Consider the following 17,304-nt stretch of genomic DNA (forward strand, 5'->3'; position numbering starts at 1 on the left):
CTCGCGCGGCACGCCGGCCGCCAGCGGCGCCTCCACGAGGTTGTCGAGCACGTTCAGGTGCGCAAACAGGTGGAAGCCCTGGAACACCATGCCGACGCTGCCGCGCCGGCGCAGGATCTCGCCCTCCCGCAGCTCGCGCAGCGTGTCGCCGTCGCGGCGATAGCCGACCAGCTCGCCGTCGATCTCGATGAAGCCGTCGTCGAGGCGCTCGAAGTGGTTGATCGAGCGCAGCAGCGTGGACTTGCCCGAGCCCGACTGGCCGAGGATCACCGTCACGCTGCCCGGCGCCACGCTCAGCGAGAGGCGATCGAGCACGGTGTTGGCGCCGTAGCGCTTGGACACCTGGTGGATGCGCACCGCGCCGCCCGCGCGGCGTTCGGCCCAGCTGGCGACCGACGCGGCATCGACATCGGCTTGCTCCGTGGCGATGTCGCGCGCACGGCCGGCCCGGCGCGCGCCGGCAAGCAGCCCCCGCAGCACGGCCGCGAGCCGCGAGGGCGCCGCGCCCTCGCGCGTTGCGCCGCGCGAGAAATGCCGCTCCACCAGCCCCTGCAGGGCCGACAAGCCGGTGAGGATCACCAGGTACCAGACGGTGGCCACCATCAGCAGCGGAATCACCTCCAGGTTGCGGTGGTAGATGATCTGCACGGTATAGAACAGGTCCGGCATGGCGAGGATGTAGACCACCGAGGTGCTCTTGGCCAGGCCGACCAGGTCGTTGAAGGCCGCGGGCAGGATGCTGCGCATCGCCTGGGGCAGGATGATGCGGCGGATCTGCCGGCCGCGCGGCAGGCCCAGCGCGGCGGCGGCCTCGCGCTGGCCGTGGTCGACCGACAGCAGCCCGCCGCGGATCGCCTCGGCCGAGAACGCGGCCTGGCTCAGCGTGAGGCCGATCGCGGCCGCCATGAAGGGCGTGACGAGCCCGGTGGTGGGCGCATCGAGCAGCACATGCCCGGTGAAGGGCACGGCGATATGCACCGTCTCGTAGAGATAGCCGAGGTTGTTCAGCAGGAGCAGCAGCACGATCAGCGGGATCGAGCGGAACAGCCAGATGTAGCCCCAGGCCAGCGCACGCAGCAGCGGCGAGACCGACAGGCGCGCCAGCGCCACCGGCAGCGCCAGCGCGAAGCCGGCCGTGCCGCCCACCAGGGTCAGCACCAGGGTCTTGGCGAGGCCGTCGAGCACCGGCGCCGCGAAGAACCACTGCGCGAACACGCCCCATTCCCAGCGCGGATTGCCGAGCACCGAGTCGAGCACCAGCGCGAGCAGCGTGAACGCCAGCACGCTGCCGGCGATGCGCCCCAGGCGCCGGTTCGGCACGATGCGCAGGTGCCGGTAGTCGTCGGGCGCGCCCGCCTCGCCGAGGGTGCCCGCGCCGAGCGGGAGGGCCGCGATGTTCCGGGAGCTGTCGTTCATGATCTGGACTCCTTCGGGCTCAGGCGGCGGCGTGTTCGGCGGCCTGGCGGGCGTGCCGGCTCTCGCGGCGCGGCAGGCCGATATGGTCGCGCAAGGTCTGCCCGGTCAGCTCGCGCTGGTAGCGCCCGCGCGCTTCCAGCGCCGGAATCACGTGGCGCACGAAGTCGTCGAAGCCTTCGGCCTGCACCGGGAAGCCGAGGATGAAGCCATCGGCCGCGCCGGCGTCGAACCAGCGTATCAGCTCCTCGGCGATGCTCTCGCCGGTGCCGATGAACTGCGCCTTGGGCGTGGTCACGTCGAGCGCCACCTGGCGCAGCGTCGCGCCGCTGGCCCTGGCCTCGGCCTTGATGCGGTCGGTGGTGGAGCGGAAGCTGTTGCGGCCGATCTCGCCGAGCTCGGGGAACGGCGCGTCGAGCGGGTACTGGCGGAAATCGTGATGGTCGAAGAAGCGGCCCAGGTAGGCCAGCGCCTCGTCGATGCCGACCAGCTCGCGGATCGCGCGATGCTTGGCCTCGGCCTCCTCGCGGGTGGCGCCGACGATCGGCCCGATGCCCGGGTAGAGCTTCACGTCGCCGGCCGCGCGGCCGTGCCGGACGGCGCTGGCGCGCACGCGCTCGGCGAATTCGCGGGTTTCCTCCAGCGAGGGCGAATGCGTGAACACCGCGTCGGCGTACTTGCCGGCCAGGTCGATGCCGGCATCCGACGAGCCGGCCTGGAAAATCACCGGCTGCCCTTGCGGCGAGCGCTGGATGTTCAGCGGCCCCGCCACCTCGAAGAAGCGCCCCTTGTGGTCGAGCGTGTGCAGCTTGTCGCGATCGAAGAAGCGGCCGCTGGCGCGCTCGCGCACGAAGGCATCGTCGTCCCAGCTGTCCCACAGGCCCTGCACCACCTCCAGGTACTCGTCGGCGATCTCGTAGCGCAGCGCGTGATCGGGATGCTGGCCGCCGTAGTTCTTCGCCGAGCCTTCCAGCGGCGAGGTCACCACGTTCCAGCCGGCGCGCCCGCCGCTCAGCAGGTCGAGCGACGCGAACTGCCGCGCCACCGTGAACGGGTGGCTGTACGAGGTCGACAGCGTGCCGGCCAGGCCCAGTTTGGTGGTCGCCACGGCCAGCGCGGACAGCACCGAGATCGGCTCGAAGCGGTTCAGGAAGTGCGGGATCGAGCGCTCGTTGATATAGAGGCCGTCGGCCACGAAGGCGAAGGCGATGCCGTTGGCTTCCGCCTCGCGCGCGATGCGCGTGAGGAAGCCGAAGTTGACGCTCGCGTCGGCCGGGCCGGACGGGTGCCGCCAGGCGTTCATATGGCCGCCCGCGCCATGCAGCATGATGCCGAAGCTGAGGTTTTTCCGGGTCATGTCGAGATCCGCAATCAGTTGAACGAAGCACAAGGTGAAAGGCGCCGCTCGCGCGACGCCGCAGTTTTCCGGCTCAGGCCGGCACCGTATCCAGCGCGCCGGCGATCGCCTCGATCGAGGCCAGGCGCCTGGCGTGTTCGGCCACCGGCGTGTCGATCACGAACTCCTCGATGCCGAAGCGCCGGTGCAGCGCGTCGAGTTCGGCGCGGATCTCCTCGCCGGTGCCGGCCGCCGCATGCGGGCGCAGTTCCTCGAGCCGGTAGTCGCTGGCGCCCACCTGCGCCGCATAGGCGGCCGCCGCCGCTTCATTGGGCAGGTTCACGGCCTGCCCGTCGGGCAGGTGCAGCTTGACGATGCGCAGCGCACCCAGCGCGTCGCGCGCCGCCTCGCCCGATTCGGCCGCGTAGGCGTAGAGCGCCAGCAAGGGCGCGCGGCCGCTGGCCTCGCGATAGGCCTCGATCGAGCGCTCGATGTTCGCCACGTCGCCGTTGAAGTGGCCGGCATAGCAGAACTGCCAGCCGTGGCGCGCCGCCAGCTTCGCGCTCGACGGGCTACCGCCCAGCAGCACGCGCTGCGGCGCCTCGCCAGGCTGCGGGAAGGCTTGCGCGCCGGCCAGCGCGGGATCCTCGCTCGCGCCCTTGCTCACGAAACCGTCGAGCTCGGCGAACAGCGCCTCGAACGACGTGCGCGTCGCGCGATCGTGCCGGGCCTGCAGCGCGCGCGTGGTGGCCGGCAGCCCGCCCGGCGCCTTGCCGATGCCGAGATCGACGCGGCCCGGCGCCAGCGCGGCCAGCAGCCGGAAGGTCTCGGCCACCTTGAAGGGGCTGTAGTGCTGCAGCATCACGCCGCCCGAGCCGATGCGGATCGAGGAGGTGACGGCCAGCAGGTGCGCGATCAGCACCTCGGGCGCCGAGCTGGCCAGCGCGGGCGAGCCATGGTGCTCGGCCACCCAGAAGCGCCGGTAGCCGAGCGCCTCGGCGCGCCGCGCCAGGCGCAGCGTGGCCTGCAGGGCCTCGGCCGCGGTGCCGCCCTCGGGGATCGGGCTCTTGTCGAGAAGCGAAACGGTATAGCTCATGATTGCGGGTTCCAATCCGGGAGCGGGCCCGGCGGGAAGTTTGGATGTCGCCCGACATCGGCGAGGCATCCATCGATTATGGTCAGTCGCGCGGCGCGCCGTTCGAGCAATTCCTGCGATGCATATGACGAAAAGCTCAGAACGCGTAACGCAGGCGCGCGTAGTAGAAACCGCCGTTCGCGCCGATGGTGGCCGCCGCCGAGTCGTAGCGGATCCCTTCCAACTGCGCCTCGTAGGGCAGCTCGGAAGGCTTCGCGTCGAACAGGTTGATGGCGCCCAGCGCGACCTGGAACCGCTTGGTGAGGTCGTAGCGGACCTCGATATCGGTGGTGTATTTCGCGGCGTTCCGGAAACGCAGGAACTGCGTGGTCGAGAAGGCATTCGGGCCGACGATGTAGGTTTCCTCGCTGGTGGTGGGACCGAATCGCGTCTCGTGGATCGTCACGGCCCACTTGTCGCGATGCCAGGTGCCGCCGACGATCACGCGGTTCTTCGGCGTGGAGGTGGTGAGCCAGGCGATCTGCTGCGCGTTGAGCTGCGGCGCGCCGCTGGCGGTGGTGCCGGCGCGCGTCACCGAGGTGGTGTTGAAGTTCACGCCGAGGTCCCAGTCCACCTGGCCGTAGGCGCCGAAGCCGGTATGCCAGGTACCCGTCAGGTCGAGGCCGCGGGTGCGCGTGTCGGCGCCGTTGGTGAAGTAGCTGGCCGAGACGGACGAGGCCGGCACGCTGCCCGGCACCGACAGGCCGGCCGCCTGCAGCGCGGCGATGGCGGCCGTGCCCGAGGCGGTACCGCCCTCCACGATGCGGTCGCGGATGTCGATCTGGTAGGCGTCGATCGCCAGGTTCAGGTCGCGGGTGGGCGTCAGCACCAGGCCGAGGTTGAAGTTGGTGGATTTCTCCGATTTCAGCGGCTGCGCGCCGATCAGCCGGGCCGCGCCCGAATTGGCGGCCAGCAGCCCGTTGGCCGAGGCCGGCGAGACGTTGACGTTGGTGTAGTTCTCCTCGGCCAGCGAGGGCGCGCGAAAACCGGTGCTGACGCTGCCGCGCACGGCCAGCGCCGGCGAGAACTGGTAGCGCGTGGCGAGCTTGCCGTTGGCGGTGTCGCCCACGTCGCTGTAGTGCTCGAAACGGCCGGCCAGGTCGATCTTCCAGCGCGGCGTGATCTGCGTCGAGAGATCCACGTAGGTGCCGAGCACGTCGCGCGAGGAACGGCTCGCGCTGACCGGCGCCAGCCCCGGCAGCGCCTGCGCGCCGCCCAGCAGGTAGGAAGCATCGTCGCCGGGCGAGACGCTGTAGGTCTCGTGGCGCTGCTCCAGGCCGAAGGACACCGACAGCGGCGCCGGCAGCAGCGGCAGGCGCAAGGCGCGCGACAGGTCGAGGTTGTTGGTCAGCTGGGTGCTGCTGACCGTCGACAGGTGGAAACCGGTGGGCGTATTGCCCTGCGTGCCGTACAGGCCCGTGTTGGCGGAATCGAGCAGGCCGAAGGATTCGTAGTTGCCGCCGTAGGTCGAGCTGAGATCCCAACTGAAGCCGAACAGGTTCTCGCCCTTGATGCCGGCGGTGACCGAGAAGTCGTTCTCGTTGACGGTCTCGACCGGCGAGAAGCCGTTCGGGTAGACGGCCGGCAGCACCGTGCCGGGCCGGAAGTTCTGGTAGGCCTCGCCGCGCCGGTGCGCATAGGTGCCGAAGCCGTACAGCTCGACCGAATCGCCGAGGTGATAGCCGGTATTGAAGCCCACCGAGGTCCGGGTGCTGGCCGGGTCGCCCTCGATCGGGTTGGCGTAGCCCTGCCCCGGCGCGAAGCGGCCGAAATAGTCGTCGGGGCCGGTGCGCACCGTGTGGTTCTGCCGCGAGAAATCGGCGGCCAGGTCGAGGAAGCCGTTGCCGCCCAGGTTGAAGCCCGCCACGGCCGATTCGTTGTTGCGGAAGCCGTCGCCGGCATAGGTCTGGCCGTTGCTCGACTCGACCGAGCCGCCGCGCGAGTTGCGTCGCAGGATGATGTTGATCACGCCTGCGATCGCATCCGAGCCGTATTGCGCGGCCGCGCCGTCGCGCAGGATCTCGATATGGTCGATCAGCGCCACCGGGATGGTGGAGATGTCGACGCCGGTGGAACCCTGGTTCAGGCCGCCGTCCAGCGAGATGTTGGCCGTGGTGTGGCGGCGCTTGCCGTTCACCAGCACCAGCACGTGGTCGGGCGTGAGGCCGTGCATCGACAGCACGTCGGTCAGCACCGCCGTGTCGCCCGCATAGGACTCGCGCGTGATCGAGGGCGAGAGCCGCACCAGCGCGTCGCGCAGGTTGGCCGCGCCGGTCTGCTGCAGTTGCGCGCCGCCGATCACGTCGACCGGCGTGAGGCTCTGGCTGGCGCGGGTTTGCGTGCGCGCGCCGGTCACCACCACGGCGTCCTGGCGCACCGTGACGGGCGCGCCGCTTGCCGTGCCTGCCGTCGCGCCCGCCGTCGCGCCCGCCGTCGTTCCCGCCGTCGTTCCCGCCGTCGCTCCCGCAGTCGTTCCGATTACCGCGGGCGTCACGCCAGCATCGGGCGCCGCGTGCACGGCAGGCACGGCTGGCGCGAGCGGCGAGCCGACCGGCCTCGCCTGTCCCTGCGGATCATGGCTCGTGCCCGCATCCTTCGTCGCCGGCGCGGCCGCCTGCGCCCAGGCCGAGCCGCAGGCCAGCGCCAGCGCGCCGGCCGTCGCCCACCGCCAAGGCGCGACGGCCATGCCGCGCGCGCTTCCCCTGTGTTCCCTTTGTTCTGACCGCATCGACTATCCCGTGTACGAGACGAGCGTGCTCGCGCGCGAGCCTCGCGGGCACGCGCGACGAGGTCGGCCATCGTCGTCGCGACGGCCTTCCTGCTTCGCATGACTAAGTGAATCGGCCGCGCCCGGACGGGCCGGCCGGGCTTCGGGTCAGCTCTTCGGCAGACCCGGCGGGTTGGTGCGCGCGGCGTCGATCGCCTCGGCACCGAGGTTCCAGCGTTCCAGCACCTGGCGGTACTTGCCGTTCCTGATCAGGTCGTTGAGCAGCAGCGTGATCGGCGCGGCCAGCCCGCTGCCCTTGCGGGTGGTGACGGCCACCTCGGCCGTGATCGGCCAGCCGCCGCTGACGGTGCCGACCGCGCGGATGTCGTGCGTGCGCGACTGCTGGTAGGCGAGCGTGGCGTTGACGCTGAAGATCGCGTCGGCGCGCCCCGCTACCAGGCCGAGATAGCGCGCGGCCACGTCGTCGAAGTAGATCACCTGCACCGGCTTGAGCCCCTGCGCGACATTCTGTTTGTCCCAGGCCAGCAGGATCTTTTCCTGGTTGGTGCCCGAATCGGTGATGATGCGCAGCCCCGCCACGTCGCGGCGATCGCGAATCGCCTGGATCCGGCTGCCGTTCGGCACATAGAAGCCCAGCACGTCGCGGCGGTAGGTCGAGAAGTCGAACTTCTCCTTGCGCTCCTCGGTGACGGTCACGTTCGACAGCACCGCGTCGACCTTGCCCGATACCACCGCCAGCGGCCAGTCGGCCCAGGCCAGCGGCACCAGCTTCAGCTTGAGGCCCAGGCCGTCGGCCACCAGCTGGGCGAGGTCGGGATCGTAGCCCACCAGGGTCTTCGCGTCGGAAGCATAGGTGTCGAGCGGCGGCGACGAGGGGGCCAGGCCGATGGTCAGCTCGCCCTTGGTGACGAAGGGGAAGTTGGCCGGGATCGCCGCGATCGCGGCGCTGTCGGCCGTGGTCCGCACGCGGTCGTGCTGGTCGGGGCTCAGGTTCAGGGCCGCGGTCGCAGCCGGGGCCGCGGCTTGTGCCGGCAGCGCCAGCCATGCAAGGGCGCTCACCAGCAGGCCCGCCATCGTCGCTCGGAATGTGCTGCCTTGATTCATCGTGTCTTGTCCTGGTTGGTATCGTGGGGAGAAAGCCCGCTCGGGCTCAGCGCCGCCCGAGCGGCCCGGGGCGCCGCAGGTCGGCCAGCGTGTCGCTGCGCGCGCTCTCCAGCAGGTCCTTGCCGAAGGGCAGGCGCCAATGCACCTCGACCGGGATCGCCGGGTCGTAGAGCGGCACGTAGCCGGACGCCAGGTACAGGCCCACGGCTTCCGGTTGGCGGTAGCCGGTGGTCAGGTAGAGACGTCGATAAGCCTGCCCGCGCGCCCTCGCCTCCAGCGCCTCGAGCACCTGGCGCGCCACGCCGCGGCGGCGCCAGGCATCGTGGGTCCAGATGCGCTTGAGCTCGGCCGTGCTCGCGTCGTAGCGCTGGAACGCGCCGCCGCCCACCACCTCGCCCTCGTGCAGCAGCAGCACGAAGGCGCCCGAGGGCGGCGCGAAATGCTCGGCCGGGTAGGTATCGATCTCGTGGCGCGCCTCCACCACCCCGCCCGGCCGGAACTCGCGGTAGCGCGTCGCGTATTCGGCGGCGAGCCCGCCGAGCAGCGGCTCGGCCAGCGGATCGAGGGGCGAGGTGTCGACGACGTCGTAGGTCAGGAGCATGGTGGTCCGGGAATCGAGATCGATGCCTGCCGGCACGAGGCACGCAGGCCAAGATAGCAGCGCCCGGGCCTGCCACTAACCAAGCATTCGGCAGATCCTTATGCCCGCGCGCCGCTATGCGCAGCACGGATCGGCCGATGCGCGAGGCCCTCCGCCGGGCCGGCGGCGGCGCCGCTCAGGCGTCGAGCGGCGACGCCAGATGGAACAGGCAGTCGCCGCGCCGGACGGCGGCCGGCACGCGGCGGCACACCAGCTCGCCGGCGGCGGCGAAGCGCAACAGCACCGGCTCGCGCAGCGGCGTGTCGGGGAAGTGGATGCGCGCGGCCGCGTCGCCGGCCGCCACCGTCGCGCCGAGCTCGACCAGCGGCTCGAACAGGCCGGCATCGTGCGTGTAGAGGTATTGCTCGCCGCCCGTCACGCGATAGAAGCGGGTCGGCGCGCGCGGCGCCTCGGCGGGCACCAGCGGGCCGTGCAGCAGCCCGACATGGGCCAGCAGCCGCAGCAACCCGAGCCGGCCCTCGCGCAGCAGCGCCGGGCACAGCTCGCCGCCGCCGCCCAGCTCGGTGGTGATCGCGATCGCGCCCTGCCGGCGCGCCGCGCCCGAGCTGAGCACCGGGTTCTCGCGATGCAGGAAGGCGCGCGGCAGGCCGAAGGCATTCAGCAGCCCGCGCAGGCGCGCGTCCTCCCCGGCGTCGCGCGGCTCGATCGCCAGCATGTTGCCGCCGTCGTAGCGCAGCGAGCTGCCGCCCGAATGCAGGTCGACCAGGTAATCGGCGCGCGCGAACAGCTCGCGCTCCAGGTACTCGGCGATCGCCGCGGTCGGGCCGCCGCGCGCGTCGCCGGGAAAGCTGCGGTTCAGGTTGCCGCCGTCCAGCGGCGAGGTGCGCAGCCCCGCCTCGGCGGCCGGGAAGTTCGCCATCGGCAGCAGGATCAGTTGTCCGCGCAACCAGGCCGGATCGAGCTCGCGGATCAGGCTCGATACCAGCGCCTGCCCCTCGTATTCGTCGCCATGATTGCCGGCCATCAGCACCACCACCGGCCCCTCGCCGCGGCGCAGCGAGGCGATCGGCACCGGAATCCAGCCATAGGCCGAGCGATGCACCGAATGCGGCACACGCAGGTAGCCGGCGTGCCGGCCCTCGGCATCGAGGTCGATCTCGCTGGTGATGGTGCTCATGACGGTTCTCGTGCGGGCGTGGAGGGAAAGACAGCCATCGACCTTAAGCAAGCCGCGCCGCCGCCGGGAACGAATTTTTTCGCCTTTCGATATGTCGCCCGGGCGTTTGGCCGGCCCGGCGCGCTCACGCTCCGGCGCTGCCGCGTCGATCGTCGCGCGATCGCATCGGATCAGCGCGATCGCGCATATGCTTGGCTCGATTTCTTCGTGGCCGGCCCGGCCGCGGCCCGGCAGAATCGACGGCTCCTTCCCGACCGACCAGGACCTTGCATCGTGAGCCGCGACCTTCTGCTGTTGCTCGAACCGGGTTTCACCGATCCCGCCCATCCCGGCGAACGCTTCGTCTGCCCTTACGGCATCCCGATCGAGGGGCTGCTGGCGGCCGCGCCCGATCTCGCGGCGCGGCTCGACGTGAAGCGCCTGCCCTTCCCGCGCCCGCGCCCCGAGGTGATCGCGGCGCTGGACGAGGCTCACCAGGGCCTGCCGGTGCTGGTGCTCGGCGACGAACATCCGCTGCCCGAGGACGCCATCGCGCTCGGCGACAAGCATTACGTCACGGATACCAGGCGCATCCTGACCTTGCTGGCCGAGCGGCACGGCTTCCCCAAGCTCCATTGACGCGCCGACGATGAGTGCTGCCCCGCCGCGCCGCCTGCACCTGAACGTCAATGCCTGGCTGCAGGGTTTCGCGCCCTCCTCGTGGCGCGTAGCCGGGAATTCGCCGCGCGGTTTCGTCGAGATCGAGCATTACCTGCGCATCGCGCGCATCGCCGAGGCCGGCAAGTTCGACGCGATCTTCCTGGCCGATTCGGTCAGCCTCGACGGCCTGGCCACCGGCCCGATCACCGCGCTCGAACCCACCGTGGTACTCACTGCGGTGGCGGGCGCGACCACCCACCTGGGCCTGATCGCCACCGCCTCCACCAGCTACAACGAGCCCTACAACCTGGCGCGCCGCTTCGCCTCGCTGGACCTGGTGAGCGGCGGGCGCGCGGGCTGGAACATCGTCACCACCGCCGACCTGCAATCGGCGCGCAACCACGGCCTCGACGCGGTGCCCGACCACGCCACGCGCTACCGCCGCGCAGCCGAGTTCACCGAGATCGTCAAGGCGCTGTGGAATAGCTGGGGCGATGACGCGCTGCTGGCCGATGCCGCCAGCGGGCGTTTCGTCGATCTCGACAAGCTGCGCGCGGTCGAGCATCGGGGCGAGTTCTTCGCGGTGCACGGCGTGCTGAACCAGCCGCGCTCGCCGCAAGGCCATCCGGTGCTGGTGCAGGCCGGCGGCTCGAACGACGGCCGCGCGCTGGCCGCGCGGCATGCCGAGGCGGTGTTCTCGGCCTCGGCTTCGTTCGAGGAAGCGCTCGACTACGCGCAAGGCCTCAGGCACGCCGCCGAGGCGCAGGGCCGCGGCGCGAACGCGATCCGGATCTTCCCCGGCCTGGGCACCTTCATCGGCGGCACCGAGGCCGAGGCGAAGCGCCGGCATCGCGAGCTGATCGACCTGATCCCGCCCGAGCACAGCCTGCGGCGGCTGGCGGGCCGGCTCGGCGTCGCGCCGGAGCGGCTCGCGCTCGACCAGCCGTTGCCGGAAGACCTGCCGCTGCCGGCCAACGGCAACCACACCTTCTTTCGCACCATCCTGGCGCGCTCGCGGCAGCACGGCTACACGCTGCGCGAACTGCTGCGCGAGCTGGCCGGCGGCGGCGGGCATCGCGAGATCGTGGGCACGCCCGAGCAGATCGCCGACGATATCGAGCGCTGGTTCCGCGCCGGCGCGGCCGATGGGTTCAATCTCATGCCCGACGTGCTGCCGGGCGGCTTGCAGGACTTCGTCGACGAAGTGGTGCCGATCCTGCAGAGGCGCGGGCTGTTCCGCACCGAGTACGAGGGCGGCACGCTGCGCGAGCACCTGGGGCTGGCGCGGCCGGCGGCCTGAGCCGCGACGCAAGGCGCGGCCCGGGCCCGTCCCGGCGCGCGAGCGTGCTCAGAACGTATGCTGCATGCCCACCCCGAGCGTGTTGCCGGTCGGGTTGCCGCTGAGCTTGTCGTAGGAATAGACCGCGTAGACGAAGGTGCGCCGCGACAGCACGTATTCATAGGCCAGGCTCGCCGTGTTGCGGATGTCGCTCGCGTTGGCCGGCTTGCTGTGATGCGTGCGCGCCCACTCGGCCAGGATCAGGTTGGTGGGCGTGATGCGCACCGTGGTACCCAGCTCGTAGGTATGCGAGCCCGATTCCGCGCCGTGGTTGCTGGTGGTCTGGGCGGCCGCGTAGAGCTTCACGTACTTCGTGTCGTAGGCCGCGCCGGCCAGGTACAGGTACTGCCCCGCGCTCGGCGCCACCGCCGCGGTGCGCACATGCTGCGCCGAGAACACCGCCGTCAGCGGCCCGCTCGCGTAGGTCAGGTGCAGGCCGAGATTGTCCTTGCCCTGGTGGCCGACGGTGCCGCTCACGCCGTAGATCACCGTGCCGGTCAGCCCGCCGTAGTTCGGCGAGACGTACTCCACCGCGTTGTCCCACACGGTATCGCCGATCTCGGTGTTGTCGTAGGTGCTGGTGTAGGACTGCACGATCAGCGGCGAGAACACCACCGAGGAGCCGAACGGATTCACCAACTGCTGGTTGATGTAGGTCGGGTTGGTCTGCTCGCCGATCCGGAACGTGCCGTAATGCGCCGAAGCCAGGCCCACATAGGCATTGCGCGAGAAGAAACCGTCGGTGGTGTTGCGTCCCATCTGCCCGGTATTGGGCCGGAAGAAGCTCTCCAGCGAGAACACCACGGCATTGCCGCCGCCGATCTCCTCGCGCCCGCGCACGCCCCAGAACGAGGTGGTCATGCCGCCGCCGCCCACCTGCGCGGTGCTGGCCTTCGAGGTGCTGAGCTTGGAGGTGTCGACATACATGCCGATCAGGCCGTACAGCTGCACCGAGCCCGAGGCGGTGGCCAGCGCGGCGGCCGAGGAGGCGTTGAGGTCGTCGGCGCGGGCCTGGCCCGACAGCGCAGCGATCAGGACGCCGAACAGTATGGCGCGGGGAGGCAGACAGGGCGCGAGCGATGTGCGATGCATGACGGTATCTCCAGGTGTTTTTTTGAGTGCGAGCGGCCCCTGCCGCGCCGCGCGGAGCGCGGGCGGAAGCAGGCCCTTCGGTTGTTATGGGTTCGGCCGGCTCGGCCGGCCAGGCGAGGCTTCGCTGCCCCTGCAGCGAAGCCCGCGGATCAGCCCGCCCGGCGGCGCGACATCACCGCGTCGAGCTTGTCGCGATCGAGTTCGCGCTCCCAGGCGGCCACCGCCAGGGTGGCGACGCCGTTGCCGATGGTGTTGACGATCGCCAGGCCCGTGCCCATGAAGCGATGGATGCCGAGGATCAGCACCATGCCCGAGACGGGGATCAGCGGGAACACCAGCAAGGTGGAGGTGAGCATCACGAAGGCCGCGCCGGCCACGCCGCTGGCGCCCTTCGAGGTCAGCATCGCGACCCCGACCAGGGTCAGTTGCTGGACCAGGCTCAGCTCGACGTTGAAGGCCTGGGCGATGAACAGCACCGCCATGGTCAGGTAGATGTTGGTGCCGTCGAGGTTGAACGAATACCCGGCCGGCACCACCAGCCCGACTACCGATTTCGAGCAGCCCAGCGCCTCCAGCTTCTCCAGCATCTGCGGCAGCGCCGCCTCGGAGGAACTGGTGCCGAGCACGATCAGGATCTCCTCGCGGATATAGCCCATGAAGCGCAGGATGCTGAAGCCGAGCGCGCGCGAGATCGCGCCGAGCACCACCACGATGAACACCAGCAGGGTCAGGTAGAACGCGCCGATCAGCTTCAGCAGCGGCAGCACCGCGCCGATCCCGTAGGTGCCGATGGTGAAGGCCATCGAGCCGAAGGCGCCGATCGCGGCCACCTTCATGATGATGTGCACGATCCCGAAGAAGGTATGCGCGACCTGGTCGATCAACTGGGTCAGCGCCCGGCCGCGTTCGCCGAGCGCGGCCAGCGCGGCGCCGAACAGCACCGAGATCAGCAGGATCTGCAGCACGTTGCCGGTGGTGAAGGCGCTCACCAGCGTCTCCGGGATGATGTGCATCAGGAAGTCGACGGTGTTCTGGTGATGCGCGGCCGTGGTGTAGTCGGCCAGCGCCTTGGTGTCGAGCTTGGCCGGATCGAGGTTGAAGCCGGCGCCGGGCTTGAGCAGGTGCCCGCCGATCAGGCCGACCACCAGCGACAGCGTGGAGACCACCTCGAAGTAGAGCAGCGCCTTGCCGCCCACGCGCCCCACCTTCTTCATGTCGCCCATGCCGGCGATGCCGGCCACCACGGTGCAGAAGATGATCGGGCCGATCACCATCTTGATCAGCTTGATGAAGGCATCGCCGAGCGGCTTCATCTTGACCGCCAGCGAGGGCGCGAAATGGCCCAGCAGCACGCCCAGCACGATGGCGGCGAACACCTGGAAATACAGCGCGCGGTAGAACGGCTTGCGCGGGCTGCGCGCGGCCTGGGTCAGGGTGGCGCTCTCGTTCACGAGGCCTCCCCGGTGCCGCGGGCGGCGGCGCTATCGAAGCGGATCATGCATGTCTCCTGGTGGGTGTGGCCGGTGCCTCGGCACCGGCTTCCTGAACGGCTCCGCCGTCTGGCGCGGCGGTGGGTGAATCGGGTCGAATCGTGGAACGGGCGGCTTCAGCGGGTTCGCATCAGCGGCCGTACAAGCGGTTCGGATTATCGACCAGCAGCTTCTGCCGCAGCTCCGCGTCCGGGCAGAAGCGGAACAGCAGGTCGACCAGGCCGCCGTCGTTCGGCATGTCCTTGCTGATGTTCGGATGCGGCCAGTCGGTGCCCCACAGCACGCGATCGGGCGCCGCCTCGATCAGCGCGCGCGCGAAGGGAATCGCATCGTCGAAGGGCTTGCGGCCCACCGAGACGCGCTCGGCGCCGCAGACCTTGACCCAGGCCAGCGGGTTGCGCATCAGTTCCAGCAGCTCCGCGAAGGGCTGCTGCTCGAGCCCCGCCTCGGCGCGCACGCGGCCCATGTGGTCGATCACGAAGGGCACCTTGATGCGCTCGATCCGGTCGGCGTAGGTCAGGATGTCCTGCGCGTCGAGGTGCAGCACCACGTGCCAGCCCAGGTGCTGGATGCGCTCCAGCACGCGGTCGAACACGTCCAGGTCGGGCGCGCCGCCCAGGTGGGCCACGAAGTTGAAGCGCACGCCGCGCACGCCGCGCGCGTCCAGCTCGGCCAGTTGCTCATCCGTGACGTCGCCGTCGACGATCGCCACGCCCTTGTAGCGCCCCTCGCTGCGTGCGATCGCATCGAGCATCGCCGTGTTGTCGGTGCCGTGGCAGCTCGCCTGCACGATCACGCCGCGTTCGAGACCCAGGAAGTCATGCAGGTCGACCAGGCGCGCGTAGGGCGCGTCGGGCGGCGTGTAGCTGCGATCGGGCGCATACGGGAACACGTCGCCGGGGCCGAACACGTGGCAGTGGGCGTCCCAGGCGCCGGCGGGCAGGCCCTGCGAGGGACGAATCGGGTTCGGATCGGGAGGCAGGCAGGATTTCATGGAGTGTCTCATGGGGCCGCTTGCGGCGGCCTGTTTCGCAATATTCGGGAATGGGATGCATTGTCTAGCTTCCGTGTGACCACTACAATCGCCATACCGAACTAGCTGATATGTGAAATTCACATACCCAAGCCATGGATCTCAAGCAACTCGATGCCTTCGTCCACGTCGCCGAACTCGGCAGCTTCACGCGCGCGGCCAACACGCTCAATACCAACCAGCCGGCGCTAAGCCGGCTGGTGCGGCAACTGGAGGTGGAACTGCGCCATACCCTGCTGGAGCGCAACGGCCGCGGCGTGACGCTGACGCCGGCCGGCCAGCGCATGCTGGCGCACGCCAAGGGCCTGCAGCAGCAGGTGCAGCGCGCCTCGCAGGATCTCGACGAGCTGCGCGGCACGCCGGGCGGCCATTTCGGCATCGGCATCACGCCCAGCTTCGCGCGGGTCGGCACGCTGGCGCTGGTGCGGCGCTTCCGGGCCTCGTTCCCGGGCGCCACGCTGTCGGTCGCGCAGGGCCTGTCGACCTACCTGACCGAGTGGCTGATGATGGGCCGCATCGACGTGGCCGTGCTCTACGACACCTTCGACACGCCCTCGATCGACAAGCGCACCATCCATACCGAGGAGCTGTTCCTGGTCGGGCCCGGCGGCGGTGACGGCGACAGCGGCGGCGAGGCCGAGGCGGAGCGCATCGAGACCATCGCGCTGCGCGAGATCGTGCGCTACCCGCTGGTGATCCCGGGCCGCATGCACGCGATCCGCCACATGGTGGAGGCGGCCGCCGCCGAACAGGGGATCCGCCTGAACATCGAGCTCGAGGTGGACGGCGTGGCCTCGATCCTCGATCTGGTTAGCGAGGGGATCGGCCACGCGGTGCTGGCCCTCAACGCGATTCCCGCCGAGCTGCGCACCGGCCGCTTCCGGCTCACGCGCATCACCGAGCCGACCCTGTACAGCCGGCTGGCGATCGCCACCAGCCGGCGGCATCCGCTGCCGCAACTGGCGCGGCAGGCGATCGCCATGCTCGAGGCCGACGTGCTGCCGCTGTATGGCGCGAGCGCGCCGGGGGCGGGCTACGACGCGATCTAGCGAGCCGATGCCCGGCTAAGCCGCTTTCCCCTCCTGCTTATCGCCGCGCCTGCTTTCCTAGCGACGATTTCTTGGTTCGCGCGCCGCCGCGTCCTGCGTAAATTGCCAGGTTTCCCAGACGACACGGCGCCCCGCCGCCGCCCCTCCCGGAGACCACCCGATGAAGCCGTCCTGGCTGCGCGTGCTGCGCCACGCCGCCCTGTCGATCGCCGCGCTCGCCGCCGGCGTCGCCGCCCTCGCCTCGCAGAACGCGGCGGCCGCCCCCGCCGCCCCCGCCGAGATCCGCGTCGACTACGCCTACTACTCGCCCGAAAGCCTGGTGATCCGCCATTTCGGCTGGCTCGAGGACGAATTCAAGCCCGACCACGTGGCGATCCGCTGGCTGCTGAGCCTGGGCAGCAACCGCGCGCTCGAGTACCTGAACAGCGGCGCGGCCGACTTCGGCTCGACCGCCGGCCTGGCCGCCGTGCTGGGCCGCGCCAACGGCAACCCGATCCGCGCCGTCTACGTGTTCTCGCGGCCGGAATGGACCGCCCTGGTGGTGCGCAAGGATTCGCCGATCCACACGTTGGCGGACCTGAAGGGCAGGAAGATCGCGGCCACGCGCGGCACCGACCCGTTCCTGTTCACGCTGCGCGCGCTGCACACGGTCGGGCTCACGCGCGACGACGTGGAGCTGGTCAACCTCCAGCATCCCGACGGCCGCACCGCGCTCGCCAACGGCCAGGTGGACGCCTGGGCCGGCCTCGATCCGCACATGGCCGCGGCCCAGGTGGACGACGGCGCGAAGCTGCTGTACCGCAACGTCGGCTTCAATACCTATGGCTTCCTGAACGTGCGCGAGGCCTTCGCCAGCCAGTATCCGCAGGTCGTCACGCGCGTGCTGAAGGTCTACGAGAAGGCGCGGCTGTGGATCATTGCGCATCCGGACGAGACCGCGCGGATCGTCGCCGACGAATCGAAGGTCTCGCTGCCGGTCGCGAAGCTGCAACTGCAGCGCAACGACTTCAGCGATCCGGTGCCCGGCGAAACCCAGCGCGCGGCATTGAAGGCCGCCGCGCCGGTGCTGACCGAGGAGCAACTGGTGAAACCCGGCGTCGATCCGGCCAAGGTGGTGGACGCGCTGATCGACCCGAGCTTCGCGCGGCCGCTGGCCGCCTCGCGCTGA

Annotated in this window: 14 protein-coding genes; 4 read left to right on the plus strand and 10 right to left on the minus strand. The window is 70.2% G+C overall.

Features of this window, described 5'->3' with window-relative positions:
- The 7 genes from F3J10_RS19085 to F3J10_RS19115 all read right to left on the minus strand — a co-directional run.
- The coding region (locus tag F3J10_RS19085; protein WP_167242745.1) for an ABC transporter permease subunit at positions 1 to 1,416 on the minus strand (1,416 nt) is incomplete at its 3' end.
- Positions 1,417 to 1,435: 19 nt separating this feature from the next.
- Entirely contained in the window at positions 1,436 to 2,770 is a 1,335-nt protein-coding gene (locus tag F3J10_RS19090) for an LLM class flavin-dependent oxidoreductase (protein WP_167242746.1), read from the minus strand.
- Positions 2,771 to 2,843: 73 nt separating this feature from the next.
- Positions 2,844 to 3,845, minus strand: coding sequence for an LLM class flavin-dependent oxidoreductase (locus F3J10_RS19095; RefSeq protein WP_025101036.1), 1,002 nt, complete (start codon positions 3,843 to 3,845; stop codon positions 2,844 to 2,846).
- Between the two features lie 136 nt (positions 3,846 to 3,981).
- The gene (locus F3J10_RS19100) at positions 3,982 to 6,570 is read right to left on the minus strand and encodes a TonB-dependent receptor (protein WP_240155637.1); all 2,589 of its coding nucleotides are present in this window, start codon (positions 6,568 to 6,570) and stop codon (positions 3,982 to 3,984) included.
- A 189-nt stretch (positions 6,571 to 6,759) separates the two neighbouring features.
- On the minus strand, positions 6,760 to 7,716 hold the full coding sequence (locus F3J10_RS19105; RefSeq protein WP_167242748.1) for an ABC transporter substrate-binding protein: 957 nt from the start codon (positions 7,714 to 7,716) through the stop codon (positions 6,760 to 6,762).
- 46 nt (positions 7,717 to 7,762) lie between these two features.
- Positions 7,763 to 8,317 carry a GNAT family N-acetyltransferase gene (locus F3J10_RS19110; RefSeq protein ID WP_167242749.1) on the minus strand — a complete coding sequence of 185 codons (555 nt, stop codon included), beginning with the start codon at positions 8,315 to 8,317 and terminating at the stop codon, positions 7,763 to 7,765.
- 175 nt (positions 8,318 to 8,492) lie between these two features.
- A complete protein-coding gene (locus F3J10_RS19115) occupies positions 8,493 to 9,494 on the minus strand; it encodes a succinylglutamate desuccinylase/aspartoacylase family protein (protein ID WP_167242750.1) in 1,002 nt (333 codons plus the stop codon).
- 273 nt (positions 9,495 to 9,767) lie between these two features.
- Here F3J10_RS19115 and F3J10_RS19120 point away from each other — a divergent pair, with 273 nt between their 5' ends.
- Together F3J10_RS19120 and F3J10_RS19125 are read left to right on the plus strand one after the other, a co-directional pair.
- Entirely contained in the window at positions 9,768 to 10,112 is a 345-nt protein-coding gene (locus F3J10_RS19120; protein ID WP_167242751.1) for a DUF3088 domain-containing protein, read from the plus strand.
- A 10-nt stretch (positions 10,113 to 10,122) separates the two neighbouring features.
- Positions 10,123 to 11,433: an LLM class flavin-dependent oxidoreductase gene (locus F3J10_RS19125; protein WP_167242752.1), complete on the plus strand. Its 1,311-nt coding sequence runs from the start codon at positions 10,123 to 10,125 to the stop codon at positions 11,431 to 11,433.
- A gap of 48 nt (positions 11,434 to 11,481) precedes the next feature.
- Here the strand turns inward: F3J10_RS19125 and F3J10_RS19130 are convergent, their stop codons facing one another.
- The 3 genes from F3J10_RS19130 to F3J10_RS19140 form a co-directional block, all read right to left on the minus strand.
- Positions 11,482 to 12,564, minus strand: coding sequence for a porin (locus F3J10_RS19130; RefSeq protein ID WP_025102151.1), 1,083 nt, complete (start codon positions 12,562 to 12,564; stop codon positions 11,482 to 11,484).
- A 149-nt stretch (positions 12,565 to 12,713) separates the two neighbouring features.
- Positions 12,714 to 14,015 (minus strand): dicarboxylate/amino acid:cation symporter, encoded by a 1,302-nt coding sequence (locus F3J10_RS19135; protein WP_025102152.1) that lies wholly within the window; start codon positions 14,013 to 14,015, stop codon positions 12,714 to 12,716.
- 169 nt (positions 14,016 to 14,184) lie between these two features.
- On the minus strand, positions 14,185 to 15,048 hold the full coding sequence (locus F3J10_RS19140; RefSeq protein ID WP_166916199.1) for an amidohydrolase family protein: 864 nt from the start codon (positions 15,046 to 15,048) through the stop codon (positions 14,185 to 14,187).
- 134 nt (positions 15,049 to 15,182) lie between these two features.
- Between F3J10_RS19140 and F3J10_RS19145 the strand changes: the two genes are divergently transcribed.
- Together F3J10_RS19145 and F3J10_RS19150 are read left to right on the plus strand one after the other, a co-directional pair.
- Complete coding sequence (locus tag F3J10_RS19145; RefSeq protein WP_166916201.1) at positions 15,183 to 16,136, plus strand: LysR family transcriptional regulator; 954 nt, start codon at positions 15,183 to 15,185, stop codon at positions 16,134 to 16,136.
- Between the two features lie 160 nt (positions 16,137 to 16,296).
- Positions 16,297 to 17,304: an aliphatic sulfonate ABC transporter substrate-binding protein gene (locus F3J10_RS19150; protein ID WP_167242753.1), complete on the plus strand. Its 1,008-nt coding sequence runs from the start codon at positions 16,297 to 16,299 to the stop codon at positions 17,302 to 17,304.

Origin of the sequence: Burkholderia sp. Cy-637 (assembly GCF_011753175.1) — a bacterium.
Classification (GTDB): domain Bacteria; phylum Pseudomonadota; class Gammaproteobacteria; order Burkholderiales; family Burkholderiaceae; genus Burkholderia; species Burkholderia gladioli.